11 protein-coding genes and 2 tRNA genes are annotated in these 12918 nt (G+C 70.9%); 3 read left to right on the top strand and 10 right to left on the bottom strand.

All coding sequences use genetic code 11. The features are described 5' to 3' along the window. Position 1 precedes the first annotated feature (1 nt). Positions 2-838: a phosphoribosylaminoimidazolesuccinocarboxamide synthase gene (locus V6U90_RS06910; RefSeq protein ID WP_334432302.1), complete on the bottom strand. Its 837-nt coding sequence runs from the start codon at positions 836-838 to the stop codon at positions 2-4. A 189-nt stretch (positions 839-1027) separates the two neighbouring features. Between V6U90_RS06910 and V6U90_RS06905 the strand changes: the two genes are divergently transcribed. Beyond that, positions 1028-2359 (top strand): ABC transporter substrate-binding protein, encoded by a 1332-nt coding sequence (locus V6U90_RS06905; RefSeq protein ID WP_334432300.1) that lies wholly within the window; start codon positions 1028-1030, stop codon positions 2357-2359. 39 nt (positions 2360-2398) lie between these two features. Here the strand turns inward: V6U90_RS06905 and V6U90_RS06900 are convergent, their stop codons facing one another. The 5 genes from V6U90_RS06900 to V6U90_RS06880 all read right to left on the bottom strand — a co-directional run bounded on the left by V6U90_RS06900 (position 2399) and on the right by V6U90_RS06880 (position 7346). Beyond that, on the bottom strand, positions 2399-2644 hold the full coding sequence (locus tag V6U90_RS06900) for a hypothetical protein (RefSeq protein WP_334432298.1): 246 nt from the start codon (positions 2642-2644) through the stop codon (positions 2399-2401). A 118-nt stretch (positions 2645-2762) separates the two neighbouring features. Continuing rightward, a tRNA-Met gene (locus tag V6U90_RS06895) sits at positions 2763-2836 on the bottom strand. A 235-nt stretch (positions 2837-3071) separates the two neighbouring features. Next, positions 3072-3145: transfer RNA gene (locus V6U90_RS06890), tRNA-Met, on the bottom strand. A gap of 106 nt (positions 3146-3251) precedes the next feature. Beyond that, the gene (locus tag V6U90_RS06885) at positions 3252-6239 is read right to left on the bottom strand and encodes a UPF0182 family membrane protein (RefSeq protein WP_334432295.1); all 2988 of its coding nucleotides are present in this window, start codon (positions 6237-6239) and stop codon (positions 3252-3254) included. Between the two features lie 93 nt (positions 6240-6332). Further along, positions 6333-7346, bottom strand: a complete 1014-nt coding sequence (locus V6U90_RS06880; protein ID WP_334432293.1) for a YlbL family protein — start codon at positions 7344-7346, stop codon at positions 6333-6335. A gap of 146 nt (positions 7347-7492) precedes the next feature. Between V6U90_RS06880 and V6U90_RS06875 the strand changes: the two genes are divergently transcribed. Further along, entirely contained in the window at positions 7493-8794 is a 1302-nt protein-coding gene (locus tag V6U90_RS06875; protein WP_334432291.1) for a zinc-dependent metalloprotease, read from the top strand. 26 nt (positions 8795-8820) lie between these two features. On the opposite strand, the gene V6U90_RS06870 is transcribed toward V6U90_RS06875, so the two are convergent. The 4 genes from V6U90_RS06870 to V6U90_RS06855 are packed head-to-tail and all read right to left on the bottom strand — an operon-like array spanning position 8821 to position 12105. Then, positions 8821-10197, bottom strand: coding sequence for a sensor histidine kinase (locus V6U90_RS06870; protein ID WP_334432288.1), 1377 nt, complete (start codon positions 10195-10197; stop codon positions 8821-8823). Continuing rightward, complete coding sequence (locus tag V6U90_RS06865; RefSeq protein WP_334432285.1) at positions 10194-10886, bottom strand: response regulator transcription factor; 693 nt, start codon at positions 10884-10886, stop codon at positions 10194-10196. The genes V6U90_RS06870 and V6U90_RS06865 overlap by 4 nt, the downstream gene beginning before the upstream one ends. A gap of 57 nt (positions 10887-10943) precedes the next feature. After that, the gene (locus V6U90_RS06860) at positions 10944-11537 is read right to left on the bottom strand and encodes a hypothetical protein (protein ID WP_334432283.1); all 594 of its coding nucleotides are present in this window, start codon (positions 11535-11537) and stop codon (positions 10944-10946) included. 40 nt (positions 11538-11577) lie between these two features. Further along, complete coding sequence (locus V6U90_RS06855) at positions 11578-12105, bottom strand: M48 metallopeptidase family protein (RefSeq protein WP_334432281.1); 528 nt, start codon at positions 12103-12105, stop codon at positions 11578-11580. A 517-nt stretch (positions 12106-12622) separates the two neighbouring features. On the opposite strand from V6U90_RS06855, the gene V6U90_RS06850 reads away from it, so the two are divergent. Continuing rightward, positions 12623-12790, top strand: coding sequence for a DUF5679 domain-containing protein (locus tag V6U90_RS06850; protein WP_334432482.1), 168 nt, complete (start codon positions 12623-12625; stop codon positions 12788-12790). The last annotated feature ends 128 nt before the right edge of the window (positions 12791-12918 follow it).

Below are 12918 nucleotides of genomic sequence, written 5' to 3'. Positions count from 1 at the left end.
GTCAGCCGTCCCAGCGCAGGCCGGTCAGCCGCTCGTAGACCTCGACGTACCGGGCCCGGGTGACCTCGACGACCTCCGCCGGCACCTCCGGCGCGGGCGCCTGCTTGTCCCAGCCGCTGCTGGTCGCCCAGTCCCGCACGTACTGCTTGTCGAAGGAGAACTGGGCCCGGCCCGGCTGGTACGACTCGGCGGGCCAGAACCGCGACGAGTCGGAGGTGAGCACCTCGTCGCCGAGGACCAGGGTGCCGTCCGGGGTGAAGCCCAGCTCGATCTTGGTGTCGGCGACCAGGATGCCCCGGTCGGCGGCGAGTTCGGCGCCCCGCCGGTAGACGTCGATGGTGATTTCCCGCAGCCGCTCGGCGGTCTCCGCGCCGACCTTCGCCACCACCTCGTCGAAGGTGATGAACTCGTCGTGCGCACCGACCGGCGCCTTGGTGGTCGGCGTGAAGATCGGCTTGGGCAGGATCGACGCCTCGACCAGTCCACGGGGCAGTTCGACCCCGCAGATACCGCCGGTCCGCTCGTACTCGCGCAGCCCGGACCCGGTCAGGTAGCCCCGGGCGATGCACTCCACCGGGACCATCTCCAGCCGCCGGCAGCGGATCGCCCGCCCGGCGAACTCGGCCGGCACGTCGGTGGCGGAGATGACGTGGTTCGGCACCACGTCGGCGAGCTGCTCGAACCACCACAGGGAGAGCGCGGTGAGCAACCTACCCTTGTCCGGGATCGGCGTGGGCAGCACCACGTCGTAGACGGAGATCCGGTCCGAGGCCACCAGGATCAGGTCGTCGCCGTCCGCGTAGACATCACGGACCTTGCCCGAGTGCAGAAGTTCCACGGGCCCTAGTACACCATGTGACGGCGGGCCGCCCGGTGCTGCCACCGGACGGCCCGACTGCCGGGCCGGTACCGGGCAGATCCGGACGCCGAGTTCGACCCGGCTGACCGGACGGATGTTGACACCCCACCTCGTACCTTGGGTTAAATATCGCGATCACCGCAGCGCGGCCGATGCTCAGGAGAACCCGTGCCCCTCGTCCCGCCCCGGCCCGTCCGGGCGCCGGTAGCCGATCCCCGGCGGCGCCGGCTGCTCGGCGCGATGCTCGCCGCGCCGGTCACCATCGCGGGCGGACTGACCGGGTGTACCGAGGATGCCGGCAGTCCCAGGAAGGGTCGGATCGAGCTGTCCGTGTTCTGGTGGGGTGACCAGAAGCGGGCCGATCTCACCGGTCAGGCTCTCCAACTCTACTCGGCGCAGAACCCGGAGGTCCGGTTCAAGGTCACCTGGCAGGGCAGCACCGGCTACTACGACCGGCTAGCGACCCAGGCGGCCGGCGGCAACATCCCGGACCTGTTCCAGATCGACGACAACAACCTCACCGAGTACGCCGAACGCGGGATCCTCCTCGACCTCACCCGCAACGTTCAGCAGAACCGGCTCGACCTGCGCGGCCTGCCCCGCAGCCTGGTGCAGTACGGGCAGGTGGACGGGCGGACCGTGGCCGTCGCGGCGGCCAGCAACACCGCCGCGATGGTCTACAACCGGGCCCTGGTCCGCCGGCTGGGCCTGCCCGCGCCGACCATCGGCATGTCGTACCCGGAACTGATCGGCTGGGCCGCGAACCTGACCCGCCGCAGCGACGGCCAGGTGGCCGGCACGATGGATCCGGCCGCCGACCAGAAGGCGCTCTGGCACTGGCTCCGCAGCCAGAACAAGGAGTTCTACCGGGGGCGTCAGCTCGGCTTCACCGCCGCCGACCTGACCGGGTGGTTCGACCTCTGGCAGGAGGCACGGGCCCGGCGGGCCACCCCGGGAGCGGCGGTGGTGCAGCGGGCCAACAGCTCGGACGTCACCCGGCAGTTGGTGGTGACCGGCAACGCGGCCACCTCGTTCATGTGGTCGAACCAGCTACCGGAACTGCAGAAGTACACCCGGGACGAGCTCGATCTGGTCAGCTACCCCGGTGACCCGGCTGCCCAGTGGGCGCGGGCCTCGATGTACTGGGCCGGTTTCCGGGGGACGCGGCACCCGGAACTGGTGGTGGACGTGATGAACTTCCTGACCAACAACGTCGAGGTGGGTCGGGTGCTCGGCACCGAACGTGGCCTGAACGCCAATCTGAGCGTGCGTCGGCTCGTCCAGGAGACGCTCACCGATCCCGCCATGCAGCGCTCAGCCGCGTTCGAGATCGGGATGACCGATCGGTTCGGCGGTGCACCGCCACCCCCGCCACGGGGCCATGCGAAGGTCCGGGCCCTGCTGGTGACCGCTGCCGAGGCGACCCAGCAGGGACGCCTCACCAGTCGGGCTGCGGCGACGGGTTTTCTCCGCCAGGCGGACGCGGCGCTGAGCAGCTGACCCCGCTCTCGGGGCAGGTGCCCAGCGCCCCCTGGAGGCTCAGCGGCGGCCGTTCCGCTTTCGGATCACCAGGACCACCGCCAGCACGATCGCGCCGATGACGACCAGGCAGCAGAGCAGGCCGATGAAGCCGAAGCCACCACCCCGCGACCGCCGCCGGGCCGCCTCGACCACCAGTTCGCCGGTACCGGTCGACGCCCAGGCCGCAACCGGTACGAAGAGTGTCAGTACGGCCGTACCGAGGATCGCGGTCAGCCGTGTCCACCATCTACCCCAAGAAGACATGCCCTCATCCTCCCGCAGACAGGCAAGACCAGCAGCGCGGCACGGGCAGTACGACCCGACCGGTCGACCGGACACGAAAAAGTCCCCCGAGGCGAACCTCAGGGGACTTTCCTTTTCGTAGCGGGGACAGGATTTGAACCTGCGACCTCTGGGTTATGAGCCCAGCGAGCTACCGAGCTGCTCCACCCCGCGTCGGCCTGTTAACCCTACCGCACCGCCGGACCGGCCCGCGCAGCACCCGGCCAATTCCGCCGTACCCGCAACGATGCTGGTGCGCAGAGCCCGCAGCCATGCTGGTGCACGGAGCTGCGGGCCGGCCCGTGCGACGACCGGGTCGGCCCATCTTCATCCTCGACGTTCCGACACCGGAGATGGCGTGGAAACGAAAAAGTCCCCCGAGGCGAACCTCAGGGGACTTTCCTTTTCGTAGCGGGGACAGGATTTGAACCTGCGACCTCTGGGTTATGAGCCCAGCGAGCTACCGAGCTGCTCCACCCCGCGTCGACCTGTTAACCCTAGCGCACTGATCTTCGCGCCGCAAAACGGGCCCGCTCCGGGCCGCCACAGCAGCCCGGAGCAGGCCCGGAGACCGTTCCCGCCCGGTCGGTCAGCCGCCCGGCGAGGGTGCCGGGGTACCGGCACCGGGCGCAGGGTTCGTCCCCTGCTGGGCGGCCTGGAACGCGGCCATCGCCTCGTCCAGCGCCTTCAACGCCCGGCCGTACCGCTCGAAGTCGCCGGACGCCTGGGCGGCCCGGACCTCGACGATCGCGCTCTGCACCCGAGCTGCGGCGGCAGCGAGGTCACCGGCCGGTGGCGGGGTGGTGGTCACCGACGGCGACGGTGTGGGCCCACCCGCTGGCGGGGGCGGCGTACCGGCCGGTGGCGGGGTGGCCCCGGGTCGCTTCCCCAACTCGACGAGTTCCTTGATCCCGGCGGCCAGGTCGTCGCCGCGGGCCAGCACGATGTACGAGCCACCGTCCCCGTAGGAGAGCAGCACCTGTTGCAGGATCGGGTACGAGTTCTGCACCTGGGTGCTCTTCACGTAGACCGGCTCGACATAGAGCATGCCGTCGGCGAACGGCAACGACAGCAGGTTGCCGTACTGCACCTGGGCCTGGTTCGAGGAGGCGAGCAGGTTCAGGTCCTGGCGGATCTTCGCGTTGGTGTTGACCATCCGTTGGTGCACCTGCACCGGACCGGAAATCGCCGTCTGGTCCGGAAGCTCCAGCACCTCCAGGCTGGGCCGGCCGTTGACGTACGACCCGGAGATCAGCGCGGCGAGGTTCTGCCGGCCCTTCGGGGTGACCGCCGAGGTCAGCTGGAACCGGGTGCCGTCCTGGCCCGGCAACTGGGTGTAGAGGTAGTACGGCGGCTGCTTCTGGCCGGTGTCCGGGGCGTCCGGGACGTTCGGCACCTCCCAGAAGTCCTGGGCCGAGTAGAAGTCGCCCGGGTTGGTGACGTGGAACCGGGTGAGCAGGTTGCGCTGCACCTTGAACAGGTCCGCCGGGTAGCGGAAGTGCTCCGCCAGCTCCGCCGGGGTCTTGTCCTTCGGCACCACCAGATCGCCGCCGAAGGCCTTGTTCCACGCCTTCAGCACCGGGTCCTCGGTGTCGAACTCGTAGAGCTTGACCGTCCCGTCGTACGCGTCGACGGTGGCCTTCACCGAGTTGCGGATGTAGTTGACGTCCTCCCGGGCCAGCCGGAAGGTGCCCCGCCCGGTGAGTTCGTCGGTGGTCTCCTCCTGGATGTTCACCCGCTCCGCGTACGGGTAGGTCGCGCTGGTGGTGTAGCCGTCGATGATCCACTGGATCCGCCCACCGACCACCGCCGGGTACGGGTCGCCGTCGAGGGTGAGGAACGGGGCGACCTTCTCCACCCGGTCCCGCGGGTTACGCACGTAGAGCAGCTTGGAGTTGTCGTTGATCGCCTCGGAGAGCAGGAAGTTGGTCTCCTGCTCCTTGATCGAGTAGAGCAGCCGCCGCCCGAACGAACCGATCTCCACGCCGCCCGAGCCGGTGTAGGTGTAGTACTGCTCGCCACCGGTGCTGGTCGGCCGGTCGAACTCGACGTTACGGCCGGCGTCGCTCTGCCCCACGATGGCGTAGTCCCCGGCGTCCATCTGCTCGCCGTAGTAGATGCGCGGTTGCTGGGCCGGGATCTGCTCGGTCTGGGAGTAGCACTGCTCCTGCCCGTTCTGCTCCTTCCCGACCTCGCCGAGGAAGCCGGAGACGAAGTACGGCTGACCGCTGCACACCCGGTTGGCCGGCGCGGCCACCAGCCCGTAGCCGTGGGTGTAGATGGTGTGCCGGTTGATCCAGGTGCGCTGCTGCTCGGTCAGCTCACCGTAGTTGATCTCCCGGACCCCCACCACGTAGTCCTGGGTCTTGCCGTTCACCGTGTACCGGTCGATGTCCAGCTTCGAGCCGAAGTCGTAGAAGCCCCGGACCTGCTGGAGCTGGGTGTACGTCTCGGAGACCAGCTGGGGGTCGAGCAGCCGGATGTTCGGCACCACCGAGGTGTCGGTGGCCAGCGTCGCCGGTGGGGTCAGGTTCGACGCGGCGTACGGCGTCATGGTCGTGGGTTCCAGGCCGAACGCGGCCCGGGTGGCCTTGATGCTGCGCTCGATGTACGGCGCCTCCTTGTCCCGCGCGCTCGGCTTGACCTCGAAGGTCTGCACCGCCCACGGGTAGATGCCGCCGATGGCCACCGCCGAGATGCCGAGCAGGGCCAGTGAGATGCCCGGCCAGACCAGGTTCCGCATCACCGCGTTGGAGAACACGATGATCGCCAGCGCCACCACGATCGAGATGTACGCCAGGATCTCCTTGGCCGGCAGCAGCGCGTTGACGTCGGCGTACCCGGCGCCGTAGATGCCCGCCCCCGCGTTGTACTCCAGCAGCATCACCCGCCGGTCCAGTACGTACGCCACGGCCTTGAGCAGGACGAAGACCGCGACCAGGGTGGTCAGGTGGGCGCGGGCCGCGTTGGTCATCCGGTCGCCGACGCCCTGGAGCCGGACCCCGCCGAAGATGTAGTGCACGGCGAGCGCGCCGAGCACCGAGAGCACCACGGCGGTGAATCCGACCCCGAGCAGGTAGCGCCAGAAGGGCAGCTGGAAGACGTAGAAGCCGACGTCGACCCCGAACTCCGGGTCCTTGGTGCCGAAGCTGCCGCCGTTACGGAACAGCAGCCACTGGCTCCACCGGCTCTGCGCGGAGAGCCCGGCGAAGAGCCCGACCACCGTCGCGACCACCGCGATCCAGGTGCCGATCCGGGGACCGAGCACCATCCGGTAGCGCTCCAGAGTGGCCTGTTCCGGCGAGTGCGGGCGCAGTTTGGGGCGCAACCGGTACGCCAGCCAGAGGTTCCCGCCGACCAGGGCGGCCATGCCCAGGCCGACGGCCAGGAAGAGCAGCAGCCGGGTACCCAGTACTCCGGTGAAGACCCGCTGGTAGTCGACCTCGGAGAACCAGAGCCAGTCGGTCCACGCCTGTACCCCCCACCCGAGCAGGGTGAAGAGCAGGAAGACTCCGATCAGTACGCCGATCGTGACGCGTCCGCGCCGGCTCATCCTCGGTGGGGGGGTGCTCCGCATGACCAATGTTGGCTCCGCACGTCGAGTGTGACCGGCTGCGATCAGGCCACCCAGAGTACGTGGTGTTCCTGAAAACGCCGGGTGAAGGTTCCGTCAGCAGTGGGGTGGCTCGCCACCGGCCCGCAGCGTGGCCAGTGCGTCGAGCGCGTCGTCGAGGGTCGCGACCTTCAGCAGCGGCAGTCCGGGCTGCGGGTTGCGCAGCGCCTCGGCGCAGTTGTCCGCCGGTACCATGAACACCTTGGCACCGGCCTGCTTGGCGCCCACCAGCTTCTGTGCGATGCCGCCGATCGGCCCGACCCGTCCCGCGTCGTCGATCGTGCCGGTGCCGGCGATGATCCGCCCGCCGGTCAGGTCCTCGGGCTGGAGCTTGTCGATGATGCCGAGGGCGAACATCAGACCGGCGCTCGGCCCACCGATGTCCTCAAGGTCGATCTTGAGCTGGAACGGGTGCGGCTGCTTCTGCTCGATCTCGACCCCGATCCTCGGCCGGCCGTCCTTGTCCTGACTGGTCACGGTGGCCGTGCCGGGCGCACCGTCGCGCTGGTAGCCGACGGTGAACACGGTGCCCGCCGGCTTGCCCCGGATCGCCTCGGTCAGCCCGCCGGCGGTGGTCAGCTGCTGTCCGTCGACCGAGGTCAGCACGTCCCCGGGGCGGAACACCGCCGCCGACGGTCCGTCTGCGGCGACCGTTTTCACCGTGACCTGGACCGGGTAGCCCAGCTCGCGCAGGGCGGCGGTCTCGGCGCTGGTCTGCGAGGCGGCGAAGTCGTCGGCGTTGCGCTGCTCGATCTGCTGCTCGGTCTGGCCGGGCGGATAGATCAGCTCGCGGGGCACCACCGCCTCGTCGTCGGAGAACCAGCCGGCGATCGCCGACACCAGTTTCACCTCCGGCTGCACGCCGACGGTGGTCAACCGGAGCTGACCGGCGGAGGTGGAGGTCTCCCGGCCGGTCACCTGGATGACCTCGGCGCCGTCGGAGGTGCCGAGGGTGTCCACCGTCGGTCCCGGCCCGAGCACCACGTACGGGATGGGCGCCGCGAGCACACCGATGCTGAGCAGGGTGGTAACCAGCGCGCCGAGGAGAACCGTGACACCGCGACGTCTCATGCGGCAGAGCGTACCGACCGGGGACCCGCCGGCCGGCGCATGCGGGGCGGTCCGCCGGACGGGTGCCCGACCACGGGTGCCGACTTCGCCCTCAGCGCAACGCCGCCAACCGCGATCAGCGGTCCGGTCCGCGTACCGTAGACCTCGTGCCTGATATCCCGTTCGGCTTCGCGCTCCCCGGCGGGCAACCGCCCGACCCCAACGACCCCGCACAGCTGCAACAGTTCATGGCGCAGTTGCAGCAGATGCTCTCCGCGCCGGGCAGCGGCCCGGTCAACTGGGATCTGGCCCGTCAGGTCGCGGCGAGTCAACTGGCCGCGTCCGGTGACCCGGCGGTCTCGCCGTACGAGCGCAACGCGGTCGAGGAGGCGCTGCGGCTGGCCGATCTCTGGCTGGAGCCGACCTCGGCGCTGCCCTCGGGCGTGCAGACCTCGGCGGCCTGGAACCGCAACGAGTGGATCTACCGGACCCTGGACGTCTGGCGCAAGCTCTGCGACCCGGTGGCCAGCCGGATGGTCGGCGCGATGGGTGACCTCGTGCCGCCGGAGGCCCGGGCCCAGCTCGGCCCGATGCAGTCGATGGTGGCCACACTCGGTGGTGCGCTCTTCGGCGGCCAGCTCGGCCAGGCGCTCGGTTCGCTCGCCGCGGAGGTGCTCTCCGCCGGTGACATCGGGCTGCCGCTCGGCCCGGCCGGCACGGCCGCGCTGATCCCGGCCAACATCCGTCAGTACGGCGAGGGCCTGGAACTACCCGAGGACGAGGTACGCCTCTACGTGGCCCTGCGGGAGACCGCCCACCAGCGGCTTTTCCAGCACGTCCCGTGGTTGCGCGGGCACGTGCTCGGTGCGGTGGAGATGTACGCCGCCGGCATCCGGGTCAACCGGGAGGCGGTCGAGGAGGCGATGGGCCGGGTCGATCCGACCAACCCGGAGTCGCTTCAGGCGATGGCCCTGGAGGGGATCTTCACCCCGGAGGACACCCCGGCGCAGAAGGCGTCCCTGGCCCGGCTGGAGACCACCCTCGCCCTGGTCGAGGGGTGGGTCTGCCACGTGGTGGACAGCGCGGCGACCGGCCGGCTGCCCAACGTGGTACGCCTCGCCGAGGCGTTCCGGCGGCGCCGGGCGGCCGGTGGTCCGGCCGAACAGACCTTCGCCGCCCTGGTCGGGCTGGAGCTGCGGCCCCGCCGGCTACGGGAGGCCGCCGCGCTCTGGTCCGCGCTCGCCGAGCACGGGGGCATCGCCGGGCGGGACGACCTGTGGGGGCACCCCGACCTGCTGCCCTCCGGTGACGACTTCGCCGACCCGGCGGCGTTCGCCCGTGCCCAGCTCGACCTGGGTGACCTGAGCGACTTCGACTTCGGCACCGGCCCGGCCCCCCGCGAGGGCGGCGAGCCGGACGACCGGAGCGGGGACGACGACGACCCCGGCCGGGGCCCGCAGCCGGCCTGACCGGGTCGGGCGCCCGACGTCAGCAGTCAGCAGTCGGCTGTGGGCAGGGTGAACAGCACGGTCGTACCCGCGCCGGGAGTCGTCTCCAGCCGGACCCGGCCGTGGTGCGCGACGATGATCTCGGCGACGATGGCCAGTCCGAGTCCGCTGCCCCCGCCGCTGCGCCCCGGGTCGGCCCGGGTGAACCGGTCGAAGGCCCGGTCGGCGAGTTCCGGGGCCATACCCGGTCCCTGGTCGGCGACGCTCACCCGGACGGTGCCGTCGGCCACGGTGACGGCGACGGCGACCGGGGTGTCCGGCGGGGTGTGCGCGCGGGCGTTGCCGAGCAGGTTCGCCATCACCTGGCGCAGGGCGTCCTCGTCCCCGACGACCCGGCAGGTGTCCGGCGCGGTGAGGGTGGCCGGGCGGCCGGGCTGCACCGCGAGCGCGTCGGCCAGCGACTCGCGGACCACCACGGCCAGGTCGACCGGCCCGTGCCGCAACGCCGGCTCGGCGTCGAGCCGGGCCAGGTAGAGCAGGTCGTCCACGAGCGCGCTCATCCGGGTCGCCTCCTCGTCGGTCCGCCGCAGCACGTCGGGCCGCCGGTCGGCGTCGACCATGCCCTGGCGGAGCAGGTGCAGGTAGCCCCGGATGGAGGTCAGCGGGGTACGCAGCTCGTGCGAGGCGTCCGCGACGAAGTCGCGTAGTCGCTGCTCGGAGCGGGCCCGGGCGGCCATGGCGGCCTGGAGCCGGGCCAGCATCCCGTTGACCGCCAAGGTCAGCCGGCCCACCTCGGTACGGGCGTCCGGTACCCGGTCGTCGTCGACCGGTACCCGCCGGTCCAGGTCACCGGCGGCGATCGCGGTCGCGGTGTCGGTGATCCGGTCCAACGGGCGCAGGCCCCGGACCAGCAGCAACCGGGCGAACAGGCCGAGCAGCAGGAGGACCACCGTCCCGGTGACCAGCTCGACCAGGATCAGGCGCTGCACGGTCTGCCGGACCGGTGCCAGCGGGAGCGCGATGAGCACGGTGGTGTCCCGGGACCGGACGGTCACCGCCCGGTAGGCGCCGTCACCGATGGTGACGACCGGTGAGGTCCGGCCGTCCGCCGGTGGTACGGGCGCCTGGTCCAGCAGCGGTCCGGCCGGCCCGCCCAGCTGGAGGGACCGGCCGTCGTCCCGGCGGATCTCCACGACGTACTCGGAGGGGGCGACCGCGGTCCGCATCGTCTGGGCCGGGTCGGTGAAGACCGGTCCGGTCCGTTGCCGGGCCAGTACCGCTGCGGACCGCAACTGGTCGTCGGTCCGGTCGAGCAGGTAGTCCCGTAGCCCGAGCGCGGCGGTCACCCCGGCGACCAGCAGCGCGGCTGCGGTCAGCAGTACCATCCCCCAGAGCAGGCTGCGCCGCAGCGGGAGCCGGTTCACCCGCCGACCCGCAGGGCGTAGCCGAAGCCCCGCTGGGTGACGATCAACGGCGGCCCCGGGTCGAGCTTGCGCCGGAGATAGCCGATGTAGGTGTCGACGACGTTGGAGGCGCCGCCGAAGTCGTAGCTCCAGACCGCCTCCCGGATCTGGGTACGGGAGAGTACCCGGCCGGGGTTCAGCATCAGGTAGCGCAGCAGCTTGAACTCGGTCGGCGAGAGGGTGAGCAGCCGGCCGCCGCGACGGGCCTGGCAGGTCTCCTCATCCAGTTCCAGGTCCGCGTACCGCAGCACCGCGCCGGCCTCCGGGTGGCTGCCGGGCCGGATCCGGCGCAGTACGGCCCGGACCCGGGCCACCAGTTCGTCGACCGAGAACGGTTTGGTCACGTAGTCGTCCCCGCCGTAGGTCAGCCCGGCGATCTTGTCCCGGGGCGCGTCCCGGGCGGTCAGGAACACGATGCCCACCTGGTGTCCGGCGGCCCGCAGCTCCCGGCAGAGGGTGAACCCGTCACCGTCCGGCAGGAGTACGTCCAGCACCACCAGGTGCGGCGCCTCCGTCCGGGCCAGCCGCAGCGCCTCGGCAGCGGTGCCTGCGGTGGTCACCTCGAAGCCGTGGAACCGCAGCACCGTGGCGAGCATGTCGACGATGTTCGGCTGGTCGTCGACCACCAGCACCCGTACGGCAGCGCTCATCTCCCGGTCATCACAGCACGGCAGGATGTGAGTTGGATGAGAACGCGGTCGGACCGGCTACGCCCCGGTGAGCAGGGCCCGGGTCGTCTCCCAGCCCTCCACTGCGGGGTCCAGGCCGGCGAGGTCGGCCGGGCCGCGCAGCCGTCGCCAGGACGGGGTGACCGTCACGTCCGCGGGTCGGGGGGCCGCCGCGCGCACCACCGACGGGTCCGTGGCGTCCAAATCGATCGCGGGCAGCCAGGACGGCGCGGGCAGCCGGGTCGCCACCCCGAGCAGTCCGGGGCCGCCGGCCGCCGGAGCCAGCGCCACCGACCGGGTGGTCAGCGGCCGGAGCAGCTTGCCGACCACCAGGCCGGGCAGGTCGGGGGCGTCGGGGGCGAGCACCGCCGCCTGGTCGTACCCGGTCAGCCGGTCGAGTACGGCGGTGACGGTCGGCTCGGCGACCTCATGGACGGCCATCCCCGGCCAGAGCACCGCCTCGGCGAGCGGCCGGTCGGCCGGGGTCACCGCGATGGCCGGTTCGACCTCGTTGAGCGCGGCGACCAGGTCCACCATGTCCTCGGCCAGCGCCGAGCGCCACCGGTCCGGATCGGTACCGGGTGGCGCCCACTCCACCGGCGCCAGGAGTACCACCACCACACGTCGAGCCACCAGCAGAGCCTAGGCCCTGCGCGGGGAGGGTCGGCAACGGTCAGTCGGCCAGGACCGCTCCGGCGGCGGCCACGCCCTCCAGGTAACCCCGGGCCCGCTCCGCCCTGGGGTACCGCCCGACCAGCGCCCAGAACCGCTCGTTGTGGCTCGGGACGACCAGGTGGGCCAGCTCGTGCAGCAGGACGTAGTCGATCACCCAGTCGGGCATGTCGCGTAACCGGTGGGAGATCCGGATGGTGCCGTCGGCCGGGGTGCAGGACCCCCAGCGGCCGTTCTGGTTGGTGACCCACCGGATGCTCGCGGGGACCGCTGTCCGCCGGTGTTCGCTGAGGTACAGCCCGATGAGCCGGCGGGCACGGACCTGTAGCTCCTCGTCGGAGCGGTCGGCGCGGCCCTCCCGGGCGGCGAGCCGGGCCAGCATCCGGTCGACCCACTCGCTCTCCTCGGCGCGGGAGAACTGGTCCGGGATCAGGACGACCACGCGCTCGCCGTCCCGGTAGGCGGACACCGTCCGGCGCCGGCGCTCGCTGCGCCGTACCTCGACGACCGGCTTGCGCACGCCTGCCATCAGCGGGCCGCGCAGCCTCGGATTCCGTTCACGAGGGAAAGCTAATGCGTACTGACCAGGGATCCGCAAGGGTCAACCGCACGACACGCGCCGGGAATAACCCGGTTGGTGGCGGGGCGTCCGTAAAAATTCTTTGTGACTTCGCACCGTATCGGTGCCGATCACCGTCTGTGGCAGTGTCGCGTGCCGCCGGACGTGACCCGGGATCGTGATCACCACGGTAGGCGATCACCGCTGCGGGGACCATCCAACCCCCACCCTTCGGTGATCTGGGGGGCTTTACCCGGCGTGTCCCTGCGAAACTGACTTATCCGACCTATTCCGGCATGCACACTCTCGACGTCGACTTACTCACAGTGTCGATGCATTGCCGACATGGAACCGCCCAGACCTGGGTAGGGTCCGCGGACCAGCGATCACACGGGTGATCGTGGACATCCCCCGCGCCGGCGCCCCGTGGGCCCGTCGCAGGGCACCCCGCCCGGCGACAGCCGGCGGACGAAACGAGGAGGGCACCGTGGCCGACAAGGCCCAGACCTACAACGGGTACTGCGTCAAGTGCAAGGAGAAGCGGGACTTCGAGGGCACCGTCGAGGTTTCGAAGACCGGCATGAACATGGCCAAGGGCAAGTGTCCGGTGTGCGGCACAACAGTGAACCGCATCCTGGGCAAGGCGAAGGTCTGACGCAGTAGAACCGATCAGCGGGAGGGGGTGGCCATTCGGCCACCCCCTCCCGTCGTTGGTGTCGGAACCACGACAGAAGTTACCCACCGGTTGTGGATATCCGGCTGATTCCTGTGGATAGCGCTGGC

The sequence above is a fragment of the Micromonospora sp. CPCC 206060 genome, from assembly GCF_036906895.1.
Taxonomy (GTDB): domain Bacteria; phylum Actinomycetota; class Actinomycetes; order Mycobacteriales; family Micromonosporaceae; genus Micromonospora.
Note: the sequence above shows the minus strand (reverse complement) of the source record. Positions and strands in the feature narration are given on the sequence as shown.

What these genes read in the sequence shown, in the direction of transcription:
- V6U90_RS06900 (WP_334432298.1), bottom strand. Translation starts at nt 2,644, where the DNA reads ATGTCTTCTTGGGGTAGATGGTGGACACGGCTGACCGCGATCCTCGGT.
- V6U90_RS06885 (WP_334432295.1), bottom strand. Translation starts at nt 6,239, where the DNA reads ATGCGGAGCACCCCCCCACCGAGGATGAGCCGGCGCGGACGCGTCACG.
- V6U90_RS06880 (WP_334432293.1), bottom strand. Translation starts at nt 7,346, where the DNA reads ATGAGACGTCGCGGTGTCACGGTTCTCCTCGGCGCGCTGGTTACCACC.
- V6U90_RS06865 (WP_334432285.1), bottom strand. Translation starts at nt 10,886, where the DNA reads ATGAGCGCTGCCGTACGGGTGCTGGTGGTCGACGACCAGCCGAACATC.
- V6U90_RS06855 (WP_334432281.1), bottom strand. Translation starts at nt 12,105, where the DNA reads ATGGCAGGCGTGCGCAAGCCGGTCGTCGAGGTACGGCGCAGCGAGCGC.